Source organism: Vibrio splendidus, assembly GCF_024347615.1.
Taxonomy (GTDB): Bacteria; Pseudomonadota; Gammaproteobacteria; order Enterobacterales; family Vibrionaceae; genus Vibrio; species Vibrio splendidus.
In genome coordinates, this window is sequence record NZ_AP025509.1 from 1,528,997 (window position 1) to 1,546,607 (window position 17,611).

Sequence of the window (17,611 nt, forward strand, 5' to 3'; positions counted from 1 at the left end):
TATTTAGAGTATATAAGGATTACTTGTCAAAAACTCCGAGTTTTTTGCTAAAAACTCGCTTTATTAACAAAACAAACACAAGGTCACATATGAAACTTTAATATAATATGCCGTTTTGTTTTTTTATTTAACAGAAATTTGCTTTTTGTATTGAGATGGTGACATGCCTTGAAGGCGAGAAAAGGTGTGAGTAAAGGAGGATTGACCGGAAAAACCAGCAAGTTCTGCGACCTGACCAAGGCTTAGATTACCTTGTTCAATAAGGCGTCGAGAGCGGTCGATACGCTTTCCTAAAACATATTGGTGAGGGGTAATGCCCATTTGATCTTTGAATAGCATGTGGAATTGGCTTTCGCCCAAGAACACACTGCCTGCAAGCTGCGCGACTGAGATCTTATTAGCCAAGTGTTGTTCGATGTAGCGATCCAACGACTCAAGATCGAAACGCGAATCTTTAATCGAGGTTTCAAATGCCGAGATGTGTCTTTGCATCAACGCAATCACCGTGTCATTACAAGCTCGACTCAACAACAGATCATCAGGACTGGCCTGCATCTCTTGCACCAACATATGGATAAGCTTTTGAATTTGCGCATCTAATTGGAAGTAGACGTTCGAGGATTCTAACTGGTTAATCTTCTCTAGCATCAGAGGGTCATCATCGGTTGGCATAGGCATGTTGAGTACGAGAATATCCGACTGACCAACCACTCCACCGAAAGCATGATCAGAGCGAGCCGTGACTACACAGCCTTGCCCTGGACCGACAAGATTACCTTTACCGCTCACTTCAAATTCCGCCTGACCTTTTAAACCAATGACTACCTGCGAATAATGGTGATCGTGACAATCCATATGCGAAGGCAAAGTAATGATCTCCGCAGGGCGAGGGCCAGTAAGGCTTAGCGGGGACAAGTCAAAGTTCGGAAAGGGTAACGGTTTAGGCATAACATCAAAATACTCAGGTCGACATAGTAAGAATAATACTCTGAAATCTGCATAAGATGAATTTGTAAATGATCATGAGAGTCATTTCCTCGCCTTAAACAAAAGATCATTATCGAGATCGTCTTGATCATGCCTCCGGAAAGATGATCAAGAGTGCACAAACTACGGGCATTGTAAAACCAATCGTTCCGGTGAGTTTAGGGGCTTCACAAGCAATCACACCGACAAGCAAACCATGCCACCAATAAATACTTTGTCGCCCCAACATAATGAATAAATTTTCTTATATAGCTCAAATAATTGGCGATAAACCTGCAAAAAGTGTATCCGAAGTACCGAAACTTGGCTTTTGAGTAGATTGGATAGCAATAAAACGGTATAAAGACGGGTACTGTGTTAATTGCTAATAACTAGTGACTCACAACTAGGAAGTAGACACTTTATTAACGAGCCAATTTTCAATCTACAAGTTGCAGGGACCTATGACTAACTTTCGAATTTCAGCGCTTTTACTCGCGCTATCCCCACTTTGGGTATCTGCATCGGTATCCGCTGAAGAACTGAATCAAGTCGATCCCGTTTCAGCTATCGATGCAAAGCTAACAGAGAAAAACTCAGATATTGAGCGTATTTCAGCAACCAAAGTATCGGCGACTGAAAACCTAAAACAACTTCAAAATAAGAACAGCAAGTTGTTACGCGAAGGTGAAGAACTTAAGGCAAAACGTAACAGAGCCAAGTCTGTACTCGACAAACAGTACAGTCGCTTGCTTGAAGATCCAGAAACGGATTTGGTCTCTTTCCAGAAAAGTTACCAAGACGCTTGGGCTGCGGTTAAAGAGAATCAATCGTCTCAGCTAGATAACGAACAAGCGATGAACGAGAGCGAAATTCACCTTTCTCAAATCAAGCAAAAGCAAGCTCGCCTGAATAATGAGCTAGCTAACTTGAGAGAGTCGAAAGTTGAAGCTCGCGTTAAACGTATTGCATCAGAACTTCGCGAAAGTGCCGTTCTTGAAACCAGCTACACCACCACATGTTCATCAACGATGACATTGGGTGAATGTACTGCTCAAGGTAAACACCTGACCAATCAAAAAGCGGTGAAAACGTTCAAGAGCCAATTACTTGAGCAGCTCACGGAAAGTTCATTAGCAAAACAGAACTTGCAAGGTGTTCAACTGAACATCCATGTTCAAGACAGCCAAGCGATCAAGAGTGGCTTTTCTGGTAACAACTCTTACTTCATGCAGATGCAGGCTCAGCTTCAAGCAAAACCTGAAGCGGTTGCAGCATGTAACTTATTGAACGTTTCAACGCGCTACTGTTTAACGGGCAGTGACGCGGCAGTCGTTAAGAAGAGTGACAAACAATGGGCTAACGTGACGGTACGTTCTGATCAGTACAATGACTCAGTGACCATCAACGGCATTAAGTATGGCAGCACCCCTCTTGAGGTTGCGCTACCAAGTGGTCGTCACCAAGTAACCATTTCAAAACAAGGTTACGAGTCTTACAACCGCACAGTTACCATCAACGGTAGCGACACTATTTGGGTTAAGCTTCTTCCTAGCAAGGAAAGCTAAGTCCAGTATGAATAGCTCAGCGCTCTAATTAAGATAGCCGTGCCTATTTCACAAAGCTGAATGAAAACTCGCCATTTTGTTGATAGTTATAAACTGTATGATCGTTATAAACAGTAGCTGCAGACGAAATGGCGTTTTCGTTTAGAATATTCGATTAACCTAAATTACGATTGAAGTAGCCCATCATGCGCCAAGGTCTTCCTACTCTATTATTTGCACTTGCTCCCTGCTTAATGACGCCAGCTGTTTTTGCTGAGGCAACACCACCAGCGATCGCGTCTTCTGTCACCGACATTGAAAGCTCACTTTTCGAAAAGCATGCCGACTTAACGGCTGTTGAGAAGAAATTGGCTGACAAACAAAACGAAGTCGACAATCAGGCGCAGCAAACGGCACGTCTAGCTGAGTTATCGGCTCAAGCAGAGCAAACACTCGCAAAGGCAAAAGCCAGCCTAGAGCAAGATTACTCGCGCATGATTGATGAGCCCGATTTCGATATCTCGCCTGCTCAAAACCGCTTCCAAGACGCTTGGAAAACCGTAAAAGAGGGCAAGCTTGCGATTTCAGACTCAGAGCTGAAGCAACAAGGCTTGGTGATGGAGCTTGAGGCTATCCAAGCCGAGAAAGCAGCGGCAGAAGCTTCAATCGCTAATCTGAACCAAAATAAGCTAAGAGCAAGAGCTGAGCGACTCAGAAACGAGATCACTCAGACGGAAGAGCAAACCGTTAGCTTTACGAACCGTTGCAGCAGCGATATGACACTGGCGCAATGTTCAGAGCAAACGGTGACCTTGGCACTTCAAAAAGCGGTAAAACAATTCCAGCATAGCCTTGTAGACAACGCGACCGAATCGAAAACAGTGAAAGAGCACCTTGCGTCTGCTTCATTGAATATTCACGTTCTGCAACACAAAGTGAAATCCTCGGGCTTCTCTGAAGATAACCGTTACCGAGCGGTGATTGCGGCGAACCTAGAAACTCGTCCAGATAAGAACACACCTTGTCGTCTGCTTGGTATTCAGTCATCAAACTGTTTCATTCAAAGCGAGCAACAAGCCAACGACCAGCAAAAAGAAGTCGCTTGGGTTAACTTGGTGGTTCGTTCAAATCAATACAACGACAAGGTTTCTATCAACGGCGTGAACTATGGCAGCACACCCGTTGAAGTGATGTTACCAACAGGCCAGCACATGGTCACGATTGAGAAAGAGGGTTACCTTTCTTTCCACCAAGAGCTGAAGATAGCCCGCGATCACAACCTACGAGCCGTATTACAGGCCAAGCAGAACTCATTGAATGTCGGTACCAAGTTTGCAGACCCGATGGGAAACAACATTCAGAGCCCTGAAATGATTGTTGTCGGCTCAGGTCGCTACCTACTCGGTGAAAACAACGCACAACAAGTGACGATCAAACAGCCGTTTGCATTAGCCGCAACACCAACCCGTGTTCAAGACTTCAAAGCATTCGTAAAAAGCACAGGCTACCAGACAGACGCTGAGCTGATGAACACCTGCGATACGTTCGTGAATGCAGAGATCACAACCGTTTCAGACAATGACTGGCAGAGCCCTGGCTTTGAACAAGCAGATAACTCACCCGTTGTATGTGTCAGCCAAAATGATGCAAAAGCGTATACTCGTTGGTTATCTCAAAATACAGGCTTCACTTACCGTTTACCTACACCACAAGAGTGGGAAGCTGCAGCAAGAGCAGGTCAAGACACCAACTTCTGGTGGGGTAACGAGTTCCGCTCAGGTAAGGCCAACACTGGCTGGGCGGGTACGCCTTGGTCAAACGTTAGCACATCTCCAGTTAAATCATTCCTGCCAACACCAACAGGCTTCTACGACATGGTGGGTAACGTATGGGAATGGACAACCATTCAGAAAGGTTTAGCGAAAGGTGGTGCGTGGAGCTTCTCTCCAGAAGAGGCAAAAGTGTTTAACGAACTGTACGTACCGCCTTCAACGGCAGCGAACTATCTAGGATTCCGAGTCGTGCGAGAGCTGTAGGCTTTCAATCACTGACTCAGCATCTCAAATATTTACTCTAAGTTCTCAATTATCACATTGAGCAGCATTTATAGGGGAATTCCCCCCTTATGCATAAGCATTCCTAGGAGTAGATTCGTCGATAGAGTAGTAAGTCACTCTGGGTATCAAATTGATGCCTCAGTTTAATTTACCTGACCCTCGTAAATTAAGCTGAAAATCTTCTACATGTCGACAAGGCATATCTTGTCTTTAGCCAGCCCCTCTTCAGGCTGGCTTTTTTTTGCCTGTTTATCATCCTTTCTGACCACCTATTCCCCGTGATTGAAGCAGTTAATCAACAATCCGTTTAACTGTCATTCACCGCCCTAATTTTCGAGCAGAGTACAAACTCTAATTGCCATTGCAGCGCTATAAGAAACTGATATTATTGCTATACCTCTGCTTACGAGATAAAACCTTGCCAGATTCATTCAACTCCATACATCGTTCTTTATTTGAACAACTTCCAGGTTGCTGGGGCTGCAAAGATACTGATTCGGTCTTCGTGTACGCAAACCTTGCCTACAACAAACTGATTGGCTTAAAACCCGATGAGACTTGTACTGGTTTGACCGACTTCGACATGCCCAGTCAAACCATTGAGTGCGCGCAAGATTTCAGAGCTCAAGACAAACATGTGATGGATACACGCAGTACCCTTAAAATCCTCGATATTCACCCCTATCCAGACGGACGCTGGCACGCCCATATCTTTACCAAAACCCCTTGGCTTGATGATAACGACAATGTCCAAGGCACTATCTTCTATGGGCAAGAGCTCACTGATACTGCGATCTTAGAAGTCGGCCACTGGGTTTGTCAGGCAACAGGAGCGAAAGGTAATCAAGCATCACTTGCGGGATCAGAGCCGCGCGTGTCTAAGCTGCAAAAGCGGCTGACTTCGCGAGAATCAGAGGTGTTGTTCTTACTGCTTTTCGGCAAGAAGCCTCAATACATTGCGTCTACGTTAGACATTTCAATCAAAACGGTCGAAGGTCATGTCGCAAGATTGAAACAGAAGTTCGATGCGCGCAGCAAAAGTCAATTAATTGAGTATGCACTGGACTCGGGCTTAGGCTCCGTGATCCCAGAAACTCTGCTCAATAAACAGATCTCCGTTGTGCTGCACAGTGATAAATGAGTTGAATGACCAACTCGTCGATGAATCTGGGAATGCACAGATAAAAAAATACCGCTGCTTGATGTTTCTAATCACTAAGTCAGCGGTATTTTTGTATGTTCTATTCGGTGTAGACCACTTAAGATCCGTAAGCCTAAGGCGCTAGGCGATCAATATCCCAGCTGTTGTCTTGTCGTGAGAACAAGAAACGGTCATGCAAGCGGTGTTCACCACCCTGCCAAAACTCAATGCTATCCACGCGAACTCGGAAGCCACCCCAGAAAGAAGGCACCGGAATCTCTCCTTTAGCAAACTTCTGTTTAAGCTCTAGGTACTTACCTTCTAAAATGCCACGAGCTGAGATACGGCTACTCTGCTTACTTGCAATCGCGGCCAATTGGCTCTCTTTTGGGCGTGACGAGAAGTACTTCATGTTTTCCATTGCTGTCAGCTTTTCAGCGGTGCCAGTAATGTGAACTTGTCGCTCTAGAGGATGCCAAGGGAAATGCAGGCTTATCTTACTGTTGTGCTCAAGTTGGTGCGCTTTACGGCTACCTAAGTTGGTGTAAAAAACGAAACCGTCTTTATCAACATTCTTTAGCAAAACAATTCGTTGGAATGGCTGACCATTTTCATCAACCGTGGCAACTGTCATGGCAGTAGGGTCAGTCATCTTAGCTTCGATGGCTTGTTCTAACCATAGATTGAATTGCTCAATAGGGTCTGCGGCTAAGTCTTTACGTCTCAATCCACCCTTAGCGTATTCACGACGAATATCTGTCAGTTCCATTTCGTTGCTCCTTTCAATTTTTTGTGATTTTGCGCTGTAATCCTTTGAAACACAAGTCTAAGCCATGGTTTTGTCTCACAGAAGGTGTTCGGTGTTAACAAGATCTCGGTACTCAATCAATCATATTGATAATCTTTATACAAACCGATTACACGCTGAGATCCAAGTGACCAAGATACTGCCTAACCTAATGACGCCCTTTGTTTTATTCTCATTGTTACTGGGAGCTTCAGGGCTGACTGCAACCCACTTTATGGCAGTACAATTCCAAGAAAAAATCGTCACTCAGCAACTCAATGAAGCGGCTAATAAAGCCAATCTACAAATCGATTCTGAACTGGATAAGTTCAAACAGATCCCGGATTTACTCAGCCATGACCCGCGTCTGCTCTCTTATTTTGACTCATCACCACAAACAGACAAGATTTCCGCTGCGCAGCTCAATCAATTGCTGTTTGAATGGTCAAACCAAAGCCAAGCCGACACCATCTATATTCATGACCCGAGCGGCACTGTGGTCGCTTCCAGCAATTACCAAAAGCCTCGTACTTTTGTGGGTGAGAACTTCTCGTTTCGTCCCTACTTTGCTTCAGCCATTCAAGGCAACAATACACAATATGTCGCGCTAGGCGCTCGCTCGAATGTACGCGGTTATTTTTTATCTTCACCACTGTATGTTGAGAATGACATTGTTGGTGTTATCACCGTAAAGGTGAGTTTAGAGAACCTCGAAAACATCCTAACCAGCGACGACTTCGAGATCGTGGTACTCGATTCAAACCAAGTAGTCTTTCTATCAAGCCAAGCTCCATGGCTTTACCATTCATTATTGCCATTAACTCAGCAACAACAAACGGATATCGCACTTCAACGCCAATACGGTCAAAGCGAAATTTCGATCATCGAAGCCTTTCGTTCTTCAAGCTCTCAGTCAGAAGCGAGCAACGCCAATCAATCTAAGAACCTTCAATCCAATGAAATCCGAAAAGAACTCACCGCTAACCAGCTATTCAAGCTTGGTGCTTTTAATCTTTACCCTGCAACGGTCAGCAACAACCAGTACCAAGTCGTCGCCCTAAAAGAGACCAGAGCTGAGCTTATAAAAGTTTTGCAGATCGATGTCATCTTCGTGGTGATTTACAGCTTGGTGGTGCTCATCGCTTGGTCGTGGCGCCAGACTTATCTCGCGAAAGTGGCGTTGACCCGACTCAACCAAAACCTAGAGCAAACCGTTGATAAACGCACTCACTACTTGAAGCAATCCAATCAACAGCTGCAACAAACCCTTTTTCAATACCAAGAGTCGCAGTCGAAGTTGAAACAGACAGAACAAGAGCTGACACAAACCGCAAAATTAGCGGTACTCGGTGAGCTGTCAGCCAGCATTAACCACGAAATCAACCAACCACTTGCAGCGCTACGAACATACAGTGAGAACAGCTTAAAGCTGCTTGAAATGGAACGGACTGACTTGGTCAAAAGCAATCTCGATAAAATGATTGCTTTGAATACCTCAATTACCGACATCATCGCGCGTCTTAAAGTCTTCACTCGCAAGGTCACCAAGCAAGAACATCACGTCGCAAACCTGCATCAATCGATCAACAACGCGACCAGTATTCTTAGTGCGCTAATGATCAAACAAGGCATCACGCTAAGGTTAAGCACAGTGCCAGACGACATTAACATTGCGATTCACCCAACCGAGCTGGAACAAGTACTGGTTAACCTGATTCACAACGCGACTCAAGCGCTTCAACAACAAGTTCTTGAACAGAAAGTCTTGCAGGAGCAACAAAACCTGGAAAACGTAGACCAACAGGCTAGCCCCCAGATAGGCATCGAATGGCAACTGCATCATGACTCTTGTCAGGTGATCATTTGGGATAACGGAATTGGCATGCAGGACGACAAATTAGAAAAATTGTTCGACCCGTTTTTTACCACTAAACCGGAAGGCTTAGGGCTAGGGCTCTCAATATCGAAACGGATTATTGAGGCGTATCACGGCACGATCAGCGCGAACCGATTAGAGCCTTCAGGCATGGTATTCTCGCTAAACATCCCGTTATATAACGATAAGGGCTAACGTGCCGTTGTTATTGTTGATTAGAAAACGAATGTTACATACTGCTAATGTTACATATTGCTAATCTGACATACAGCAAATCACATACTGTTAAGGACTCGACTTTTGCACTCTATGCCTAAACTCTATTTTGTCGACGATGAACCCGCAATCCGAGACTCCGTAGAACAAGCCATGCTCATTGAAGGCATCGATATCGTCTGCTTTCCTAATGCTATTGAGGCTGTCCCGTCCTGAAATGTGTTTACACATTGAGGACTAATGATGACCATTCCAAATAAACACTACGTTAAGCGCACTCAGCGTGATTACACACTAGGCTTTAAATTGCAGGTTGTAGACGCCATCGAAAAAGGCGACATGACCTATAAACAAGCCCAATCAATTTACGGCATACAAGGTCGTTCGACTGTTCTTACTTGGTTAAGAAAGCATGGCAAAATGGATTGGACTACCAACCCAAGGAAGAACACGATGCCTAAATCACCGAGAGCGAATGAAACGCCTGCCCAAAAAATAAAACGACTTGAACAAGAGCTCGAAGATGAACGTCTCAGATGCCTTCTTCTCAATAGGGTTGTTGATATTCTTGATGCTGAGCACGGGATGTCGCTAAGAAAAAAGTATATAGCGAAGGAGCAAGAAGCCTTCAAAAAGAGAAGAAAGTAAGCTTAAGTAAAGCTTGTTCATTGCTCAATATATCTCGTCAGTGTGTCTATCAGAGAGAAAAGCGTGAGACCACTCGTCAGGCTGAGCTTGCTCCTGTGAAAGGGATGGTGCTTGAGCTAAGACGATTCATGCCTCGGCTGGGAGCTCGTAAGCTCTATTTCTTACTGAAGCCGAAGTTGATAGCTAAGGGAATAAAACTTGGCCGTGATGCTTTGTTTAATTACCTCAGAGAAGAGCGCTTACTCGTTAAGCCGAAACGAAGTTACACCAAAACAACGAACAGCAGACACTGGATGAAAAAACATCCGAACTTGCTAAAAGAAGTCGTTCCGTCAAAACCAGAAGAAGTTCTGGTGAGCGACATCACTTATGTTCAGTCAAACGAGGGCGTTCACTACTTGTCATTGGTTACCGATGCCTTCAGCCGTAAAATCATGGGGTATGAAGTTAGCAATGAAATGAAAGCGAGCGATGTTGTGAAGGCTTTAGATATGACGGTAAAAACTCGATGTTATTGTCATGCGACAATCCATCACTCAGATAGAGGGCTTCAGTATTGCTCAAACCTCTATCAAGAGAAACTTAAAAAGCATGGTATAACTCCATCAATGACGGATGGTTATGACTGTTACCAAAACGCGTTAGCTGAGCGGGTCAATGGTATCCTCAAGCAAGAGTTCTTGCTTACTCAGTGCAAAGATCTTCGCGAGTTGAAAACACTTGTTGAAGAGTCAATATATACGTACAACGAAATGAGGCCACATCTCAGCCTAGGTATGAATACGCCAAATAAGATGCATGAAAAAAGCCAGCAACTTGCGTTACTGGCTAACTAAAATCGTCAACGTATTTTAGGACGAGACAGGCATTAAAGAAAATAGATACCGCGCAAGCTGGAATTGTCATCACCGATATTCACATGCCAGTGATGGATGGCATTCAATTGACACAAAAGTTGCTGAGCCAAAATCCTCATTTTCAGATCATCGTCCTTACTGGGCATGGTGACGTGCAAACAGCGGTGTCGGCAATGAAAGCCGGCGCTTACGATTTTCTGGAAAAGCCATTTGTGGTCGATGCCCTACTCACCGCGGTAAAAAAAGCCGCAGATAAACTCGCACTGGTTGAAGAGAACAACTTATTACGTAAAGAGTTGGCGATGCAGAATCAGGTGGGACCAAAACTGATTGGTCAATCGCCATCCATGCAGGCATTACGCCGAGAACTGATCACCTTAGATACCAAAACTCACCCTCTTCTACTGTTTGTCGGCGCTCTAGGGACAGGTAAAAGGGTCACGGCGCAGTACACGCACGATCTACACAGCCATCAATCCGGAGAACTTTGCCCTGTCGCTGCGTTCAATTTACCACGCAATGACCAAGCTACGTTTGATCAGTTTGTCGTGCAATTATTCAGGAAACATCAGGGCGGAACACTTTATATCCATGAAACAGAAGCATTAACTTCACAACAATGGCGTTGGTTGGCGGCTCTAAAACCCACTCTACTTCGTGAAAACTCATGCAAGACCAATGCAACTTGTATCATTATCGCAACCACAATAGTTCCAACTACAATTGTAGGTGAGTTCCGCCGATTTGATTTGCTAACCTTGGCGCAACGAACCGAAGATATTGGCTCCTTGTTTAAGCATTTTGCTCGTGGTGCGGCAAGTCGATATCAGCTGCCGCCACCCGTCATTACAGAAAAAGAGATTCAACGACTCATTGCGACTCATTGGACGGAAAACATTCGTCAGCTTCGCCAACATGCCGAACTCAGAGTGCTGACTCAAATTAAGCAGCCGTCGCTCGACGGTGATATTGGTGAGCAAAGTGACGCGGATGAGCGTGACGTGAGCATTGAGGAGCAGCAACAGTCGTTGAACCAACGCACTGATAGCTTTGAACAAATTATCTTAATTGAGGCACTACATCGCCATCAAGGACGTTTAAAAGAAGTACAACAAGAGCTGCAAGTGTCGCGAAAGACACTGTATGACAAGCTGAGAAAACACCAATTGGATAAAACAGATTTCAAGAACCGATAAGTCTTAAAAAATATATAAATTCAAAGATTTAAAGGAGCAAAATCTTAACATTTATCAAAAGTAAGAATACACTCAATAGGCTTGCACTTTTATTTAGCAAACAAGGACTGTCATGAGCCAGAAGAATTACAGCAAATTGAACGAAACCGAACTTGAGTACGTCGATGATAAAACAGCGGCACTACTACTCAATACGCCCACCAGTGCGCGTATTATGTTATGGGTGATCGTTCTGTTTTTTATTGCTGCTATAGGGTGGTCCGCTTGGGCTGAGATCGATAAAGTCACCGTTGGCCAAGGCAAAGTCATTCCCTCTTCCCAAATCCAAGTAGTGCAAAACCTTGAAGGCGGCCTCGTAAAAGAGATATTAGTAAGGGAAGGTCAACGCGTTCAAAAAGGTCAACAGCTGCTGTTGATCGATGACACTCGATTCCGTTCTGACTTCCGAGAGCGCGAACAACAAGTGGCAAACTTAACTGCCAGCGTGTTGATGCTTTCAGCTTCCTTTAACAGCGTGGTCATCAACGAAGAGTTCTCCGTCGAAAACTGGAAACAAAGTGTGTTACTCGACTACGGCAAACTCGCCTTCCCACCAAAGCTATACGAACTTCAACCTAAACTGGTTAATCGCCAAAAAGCCGAATATCGTCAAGACCTAAACAACCTAAGAAACCAACTTTCCGTTTTTGATCAACAAGTTGAACAGAAGCAACAAGACCTTGTTGAAATAAAATCGCGCGTCAATAACTTAAGACAAAGTTACAAATTCGCCCGCCAAGAGTTAGATATAACAAAACCGCTTGCCGATGAAGGCGTTGTGCCAAGAATTGAACTCCTCAAGCTTCAAAGACAAGTGAATGACACTCGCCGAGAAATGACCTCGAGCGAACTCAAAATCCCTCTCCTTCGTTCCGCAATCAAAGAATCTATGTTAAGCCGTATTGATGCTGCATTGAGCTTCCGCTCGGAACAACAAGAAAAGCTGAACCAAGCACAAGACAAGCTCTCTGCAATGACCGAATCTTCGGTTGGCCTTGAAGACAGAGTAAACCGTACCATCGTGGTCTCTCCCGTAACGGGCACAGTCAAAACGCTCGGTATTAATACCGTGGGTGGTGTTATTCAGCCGGGTATGGACATTGTTGAGATTGTACCGACTGAAGACTCGCTATTGGTTGAAGCTAAAATCGCTCCGCAAGATATCGCATTCCTACGCCCAGAACTGACCGCCATTGTTAAATTTAGTGCCTATGACTTCACAAAATATGGCGGTTTGGAAGGTGTGTTAGAACACATCAGCGCCGATACCACTCAAGATGAAGAAGGCAATAGCTTCTACATCGTGCGTGTACGTACCGATAAATACAGTTTTGGACACAACGAAGAGTTGCCGATCATTCCTGGTATGACAGCCTCTGTCGATATCATCACGGGCAAGAGAACCGTACTTGAGTACATGTTGAAGCCACTATTAAGCGCTCAAAACAACGCATTAAAAGAATAAGGACGCTTGATGCTTGATAGCGCCTTTCAATACACAGTGAACAGACAAGAGCAGAGGCTATGAAATCTCGGATTTCGTTATTGTTGCTGGTCCTCACCTCTTTTACCTCAGTGGCGCTCAACAAGAGCGACCAAAGATGGATAGACGCGGTTACTGCAACTTATGGGGAAAGAGCCGGAAAACGAGTGGCAACATGGCGCTCCAGTATGACGTCGTACGAAGGGCTAAGTGAAACGGAAAAGCTCAATTCGGTAAACCAATTCTTTAACCAAATGTACTTTGTCGATGACAACATACTGTGGGGAAAGAATGACTACTGGGCGACACCACTGGAGTTTTTAGGCAGCAACGCGGGTGATTGCGAAGACTTCACTATCGCAAAATACTTCTCTTTACTTGAACTCGGCGTCCCAGATAAAAAATTACGATTGGTGTACGTAAAAGCACTTGAGCTAAACCAATTCCATATGGTGTTGGCGTACTACTCAACACCCAGTGCAGAACCACTAATTTTGGATAACTTAAACCCTGAAATAAAACGCGGTTCTAAACGCGGAGACCTGCGACCGATATACAGTTTCAATGGTAAAAACCTTTGGTTAATTAAGTCGGCAGCAGGCAGCGGTAAGTTGGCAGGGAAATCTTCAAGATTGAGCTTATGGAACGACCTACGTTCTCGTGAGCGCTCTCTCAATTTAAACAAACCCATTATCAATTACGATGAGTAGGTACAATGACTTTATATAAACAGCTTGTGGTCGGGATGGTTGCGGTATTCATACTGCTGATGACGTCAGTTTTTATGATCGAATTCAATACCACCCGTGGATACTTAGAGGAGCAGCAACGCTCTGAGGTAAGTAATACCATTAATACTGTTGGACTGGCTCTCGCCCCTTACCTAGAAGAAAAGGACAAGGTGGCAGTGGAGTCTGTTATCAACGCCCTATTTGATGGCAGTTCTTATTCCGTCGTGCGATTGATTTTCCTAGACACCGGAGATGACATTCTCCGTTCATACCCTGTAAAGCCAACCGGCGTACCAGAGTGGTTTACTAACCTTAACCTATTTGAGCCTGTTCATGACCGCCGCGTAATTACCAGTGGCTGGATGCAACTGGCAGAAGTCGAGATCGTAAGTCACCCTGGTCCTGCCTACGATCAGCTTTGGCAAGCGTTCATCCGCTTACTGAGCATCTTTGGCACGATCTTCTTGCTCGGTTTAGTGTCTATCTCTTGGATCCTTAAGCGTGCTTTACGCCCGCTCTCGTTGATCATTACCAAGATGGATCAGATCGCCAAGAATCAGTTTGGAGAACCACTGGCTCGTCCAAAGACAAAAGATCTCACCTTGGTTGTCGATGGTATCAACCACATGTCGACCCAAGTTGAACTGGCCTTTAAAAACCAAGCGAAAGAAGCTCAAAAGCTGCGTGAAAGAGCGTATATCGACCCTGTATCTCAGCTAGGCAACCGCGCTTACTACATGTCTCAATTAACTCAATGGTTAGAAGAGTCGAGTTTAGGTGGTTTAGCGGTACTTAAAGCTGAGTTTATTAGTGAAGAGTACGACGAAAAAGGCTATCAAGAAGGTGATGCCTTGGTTCATCAACTGGCTGAACAGCTGCAAGCTTCAATCTCATCGCCAGATATCACCATTGCTCGTATTTCTAGTGACGAATTCGGTTTCATCATGCCGAACATTGATGAAAGCGAACTTAAACTTGTTGCTGGCAGCATCGTAAACTGCATTCAAAACCTAGGTTCAGACCCAACAGGTACGGCGAATCCACACATCGCGCTAGGTGTTACATACAGCAACACGCGAAAAACCAGTACCGAAATTATGTCGTTGGTCGATAACGCACTCTCAAGTGCGAAGGCGAACCGTGAACTGACTTACGGCTACGTAACGGCAGACGATCATGGTGCTGTAATGGGCAAACAACAATGGCGTATGTTGGTTGAAGAAGCGATCATCAACGACCTTGTCACCTTCCGTCTGCAAGCTGCAAACAATAGCTTTGGCAAAACGTATCACCAAGAAGTGTTCTCTGCGATTGAAAAAGAGGGAGTTCGTTACGGTGCAAACCAATATCTATACGCACTAGAACAGTTAGAAATGAGCCACATTCTCGACCAATACGTTATCGAGAAGATGATTGAGAAACTGAATGCGAAAGAAGTCACGAGCCCCGTTGCTATCAATATTTCGCCAAGCAGTATTTCTCAGCCAAGCTTCATCCGTTGGATTGGTAAAACTCTTGAACACAATGCCTCAATTGCTCACCTGTTACATTTTGAGATTCCAGAAAATTGTTTCATCAATGTTCCGCACTACACGGCGCTGCTGTGTAACACCATTCGTAACGCTGAGTCCGTATTCGGGGTTGATAACTACGGACGTAATTTCCAATCATTGGATTACATCAACGAGTACCGCCCAAGCTATGTGAAGTTGGATTACTTGTTTACGCACAACCTTGATGATGAAAAACAGAAATTCACCTTAACGTCGATCTCTAGAACCGCTCACAACCTAGGCATAACCACCATTGCGTCTCGAATAGAAACTCAGACTCAGCTAGATATCCTGTCTGATAACTACGTAGAAGTGTTCCAAGGCTTCATTGTTGATAAATAGTTGTAAGGGTTATATCGCATGCAAGATCCACTATTAAACTCACTGATCTACGTTAGTCGGTATTACGGGTTAGCTAACTCGCCCGAAGCGTTGATCAATGGGCTACCACTATCCGATGGAAAGCTAACCCCTTTCCTATTCCCTCGTTCTGCTGAACGAGCGGGATTAGTGGCGAAAGAAAACCGTTCCGAGTTAGAAAGTATTCCTCACCTAATTCTGCCTGCTATTCTACTTCTCAAACAGGGCGAAGCATGTGTTCTAAATAGTATCGATTTAGAAAAACAAGAAGCAGAGATCATCACCGCAGAAAGCGGGATGGTGCCTATCGTCATTACAATCGATGAACTCAAAGAACAATTCATCGGCCGCTACTTCTTGGTAAAAAAACAATTCCGTTATGATGAACGTTCACCAGAGGTTCTAAAAACACGCAAAGGTCACTGGTTTTGGAGCACCATTTGGGAATCTAAAAACATCTATCGTGATGTGTTGATTGCATCCATTCTGATCAATATCTTCGCCATTGCCGCGCCAATGTTTACTCGTTTGGTGTACGACAAAGTAGTCCCCAACCTCGCTTTTGAAACCCTGTGGGTGTTGGCGAGTGGTATTTTCGTTGTCTTCCTGTTCGATCTGCTTCTCAAGTTAATGCGCAGTTACTTCATTGATGTCGCGGGGAAAAAATCCGATATCCTCATTTCCTCTAAATTGTTCAGTAAAGTTCTGGGGATTCGCATGGAAGCAAAGCCTGCCTCTGTAGGCGCTTTCGCGAAAAACCTGCAAGAATTTGAATCAATCCGAGAGTTCTTTACCTCAGCAACCATTGGCTCGTTAATCGACTTACCATTCGCGCTGATGTTCTTGGCGTTAATTTGGCTGATGGCCGGAAACCTTGTGTTTGTTCCTGTCGTCGGAGTGGTCATTTTGATCATCTATGCACTGTTAATCCAAGGGCCACTACGTCGTACGATTGAAGAAGGCTCTCGACTTGCTTCTCAGAAGTATGCGAACTTAATTGAGAGTTTGGCTGGGTTAGAGACAGTTAAATTGTTCAGCGCGCAAAGTCAGTTCCAATTCCGTTGGGAAGAAGCGGTTGCGCACATGGCAAACTGGAATATCAAAAGTCGCCGCATCACCGACAGCATCCAAAACACAGCAGGCTTTGTTCAACAAAGTACCAATGTAGGTATGATCATTTTTGGTGTATACCTCATCGCAGAAGGTGAACTCACTATGGGTGGCTTGATTGCCGCGACCATGTTGAGCGGCCGTGCAATTGGCCCTCTTGTTCAACTGTCTTTGCTTTCTACACGTTACAACCAAGCAAAGTCTTCGATGACCTTGATTGAACAAGTAATGTCGATGCCTGATGAACAGGAAGAAGGTAAGCGCTACATCCACCGTCCGATTATTCAGGGTCATATTGCGCTAGATAAAGTGACGTTCCACTACCCAGACTCGCCTGTCGCTTCTATCAGAGACCTAACCCTTAATATCAAACCCGGAGAAAAAGTAGCGATCATTGGCCGGATTGGTTCAGGCAAGACCACGCTAGAACGTTTGATTATGGGCCTATACAAGCCCACAGAAGGTCATGTGCGCATTGATGACACTGACATGGAACAACTGCATCATGTCGACGTACGACGCAATATAGGCTGTGTACCGCAAGACAGTAACCTGTTCTACGGCTCAGTAAGAGACAACATTACCTTAGGTCGCCCGTTGGTCGATGACCGTGATGTGATGGACGCAGCCAACCGTGCAGGAGTGACCGCTTTTACTCAGCAAGATCCAGCAGGCTTAGAACGCCAAGTGGGCGAAGGTGGTGCTTTGCTATCTGGTGGTCAACGTCAGTCGATTGCCATAGCGAGAGCCTTCTTAGGACGTCCACCCGTGCTTTTGATGGATGAACCGACCAGTGCGATGGATAATCGCTCAGAGATGCACATCAAACATCAACTCAACCAGTTATTGCCAAGCGAGACATTGATTCTTATCACCCACAAAACATCGATGTTGGATATTGTAGATAGAGTGATTGTGATGGAGAGAGGCAGCATTATTGCCGACGGCCCGAAAGCACAAGTTCTGTCAGACTTGAAGCAAGGCAAGGTAAGAGCAGCAAGTTAAAGCGCTCATGTGACTTAAAGAATCTAACTAAATCAATAT

At 44.9% G+C, this 17,611-nt stretch carries 11 protein-coding genes and 1 pseudogene; 10 read left to right on the forward strand and 2 right to left on the reverse strand.

What is annotated here, in order from left to right; translation table 11 throughout:
* Positions 1 to 123: 123 nt before the first annotated feature.
* On the reverse strand, positions 124 to 948 hold the full coding sequence (locus OCU90_RS23930) for an AraC family transcriptional regulator (protein ID WP_017075637.1): 825 nt from the start codon (positions 946 to 948) through the stop codon (positions 124 to 126).
* A gap of 482 nt (positions 949 to 1,430) precedes the next feature.
* Here OCU90_RS23930 and OCU90_RS23935 point away from each other — a divergent pair, with 482 nt between their 5' ends.
* From OCU90_RS23935 to OCU90_RS23945, 3 genes are all read left to right on the forward strand, one after another.
* On the forward strand, positions 1,431 to 2,534 hold the full coding sequence (locus tag OCU90_RS23935; RefSeq protein ID WP_004732542.1) for a PEGA domain-containing protein: 1,104 nt from the start codon (positions 1,431 to 1,433) through the stop codon (positions 2,532 to 2,534).
* A gap of 185 nt (positions 2,535 to 2,719) precedes the next feature.
* A complete protein-coding gene (locus tag OCU90_RS23940) occupies positions 2,720 to 4,549 on the forward strand; it encodes an SUMF1/EgtB/PvdO family nonheme iron enzyme (protein WP_061021065.1) in 1,830 nt (609 codons plus the stop codon).
* Between the two features lie 376 nt (positions 4,550 to 4,925).
* A complete protein-coding gene (locus tag OCU90_RS23945; protein WP_261809215.1) occupies positions 4,926 to 5,711 on the forward strand; it encodes a helix-turn-helix transcriptional regulator in 786 nt (261 codons plus the stop codon).
* Between the two features lie 133 nt (positions 5,712 to 5,844).
* Here OCU90_RS23945 and pdxH read toward each other — a convergent pair whose 3' ends face one another.
* Complete coding sequence (gene pdxH, locus OCU90_RS23950; RefSeq protein ID WP_004732548.1) at positions 5,845 to 6,480, reverse strand: pyridoxamine 5'-phosphate oxidase; 636 nt, start codon at positions 6,478 to 6,480, stop codon at positions 5,845 to 5,847.
* A gap of 166 nt (positions 6,481 to 6,646) precedes the next feature.
* On the opposite strand from pdxH, the gene OCU90_RS23955 reads away from it, so the two are divergent.
* The 7 genes and pseudogenes from OCU90_RS23955 to OCU90_RS23985 all read left to right on the forward strand — a co-directional run bounded on the left by OCU90_RS23955 (position 6,647) and on the right by OCU90_RS23985 (position 17,572).
* A complete protein-coding gene (locus tag OCU90_RS23955) occupies positions 6,647 to 8,569 on the forward strand; it encodes a sensor histidine kinase (protein WP_061021487.1) in 1,923 nt (640 codons plus the stop codon).
* Positions 8,570 to 8,833: 264 nt separating this feature from the next.
* A protein-coding gene (locus OCU90_RS23960; RefSeq protein ID WP_372114074.1) for an IS3 family transposase occupies positions 8,834 to 10,074 on the forward strand; the annotation gives its coding sequence in 2 pieces (ribosomal slippage) (positions 8,834 to 9,206 and positions 9,206 to 10,074; 1,242 coding nt in all).
* 26 nt (positions 10,075 to 10,100) lie between these two features.
* A pseudogene (locus OCU90_RS23965) lies at positions 10,101 to 11,291 on the forward strand (sigma-54-dependent transcriptional regulator); the annotation flags it as partial.
* A 112-nt stretch (positions 11,292 to 11,403) separates the two neighbouring features.
* Positions 11,404 to 12,795 (forward strand): HlyD family type I secretion periplasmic adaptor subunit, encoded by a 1,392-nt coding sequence (locus OCU90_RS23970; RefSeq protein WP_004732554.1) that lies wholly within the window; start codon positions 11,404 to 11,406, stop codon positions 12,793 to 12,795.
* A 59-nt stretch (positions 12,796 to 12,854) separates the two neighbouring features.
* Positions 12,855 to 13,523, forward strand: a complete 669-nt coding sequence (locus OCU90_RS23975) for a transglutaminase-like cysteine peptidase (protein WP_061021068.1) — start codon at positions 12,855 to 12,857, stop codon at positions 13,521 to 13,523.
* Positions 13,524 to 13,528: 5 nt separating this feature from the next.
* The gene (locus OCU90_RS23980; protein ID WP_054542859.1) at positions 13,529 to 15,439 is read left to right on the forward strand and encodes a bifunctional diguanylate cyclase/phosphodiesterase; all 1,911 of its coding nucleotides are present in this window, start codon (positions 13,529 to 13,531) and stop codon (positions 15,437 to 15,439) included.
* An 18-nt stretch (positions 15,440 to 15,457) separates the two neighbouring features.
* On the forward strand, positions 15,458 to 17,572 hold the full coding sequence (locus OCU90_RS23985; protein ID WP_017084947.1) for a type I secretion system permease/ATPase: 2,115 nt from the start codon (positions 15,458 to 15,460) through the stop codon (positions 17,570 to 17,572).
* The last annotated feature ends 39 nt before the right edge of the window (positions 17,573 to 17,611 follow it).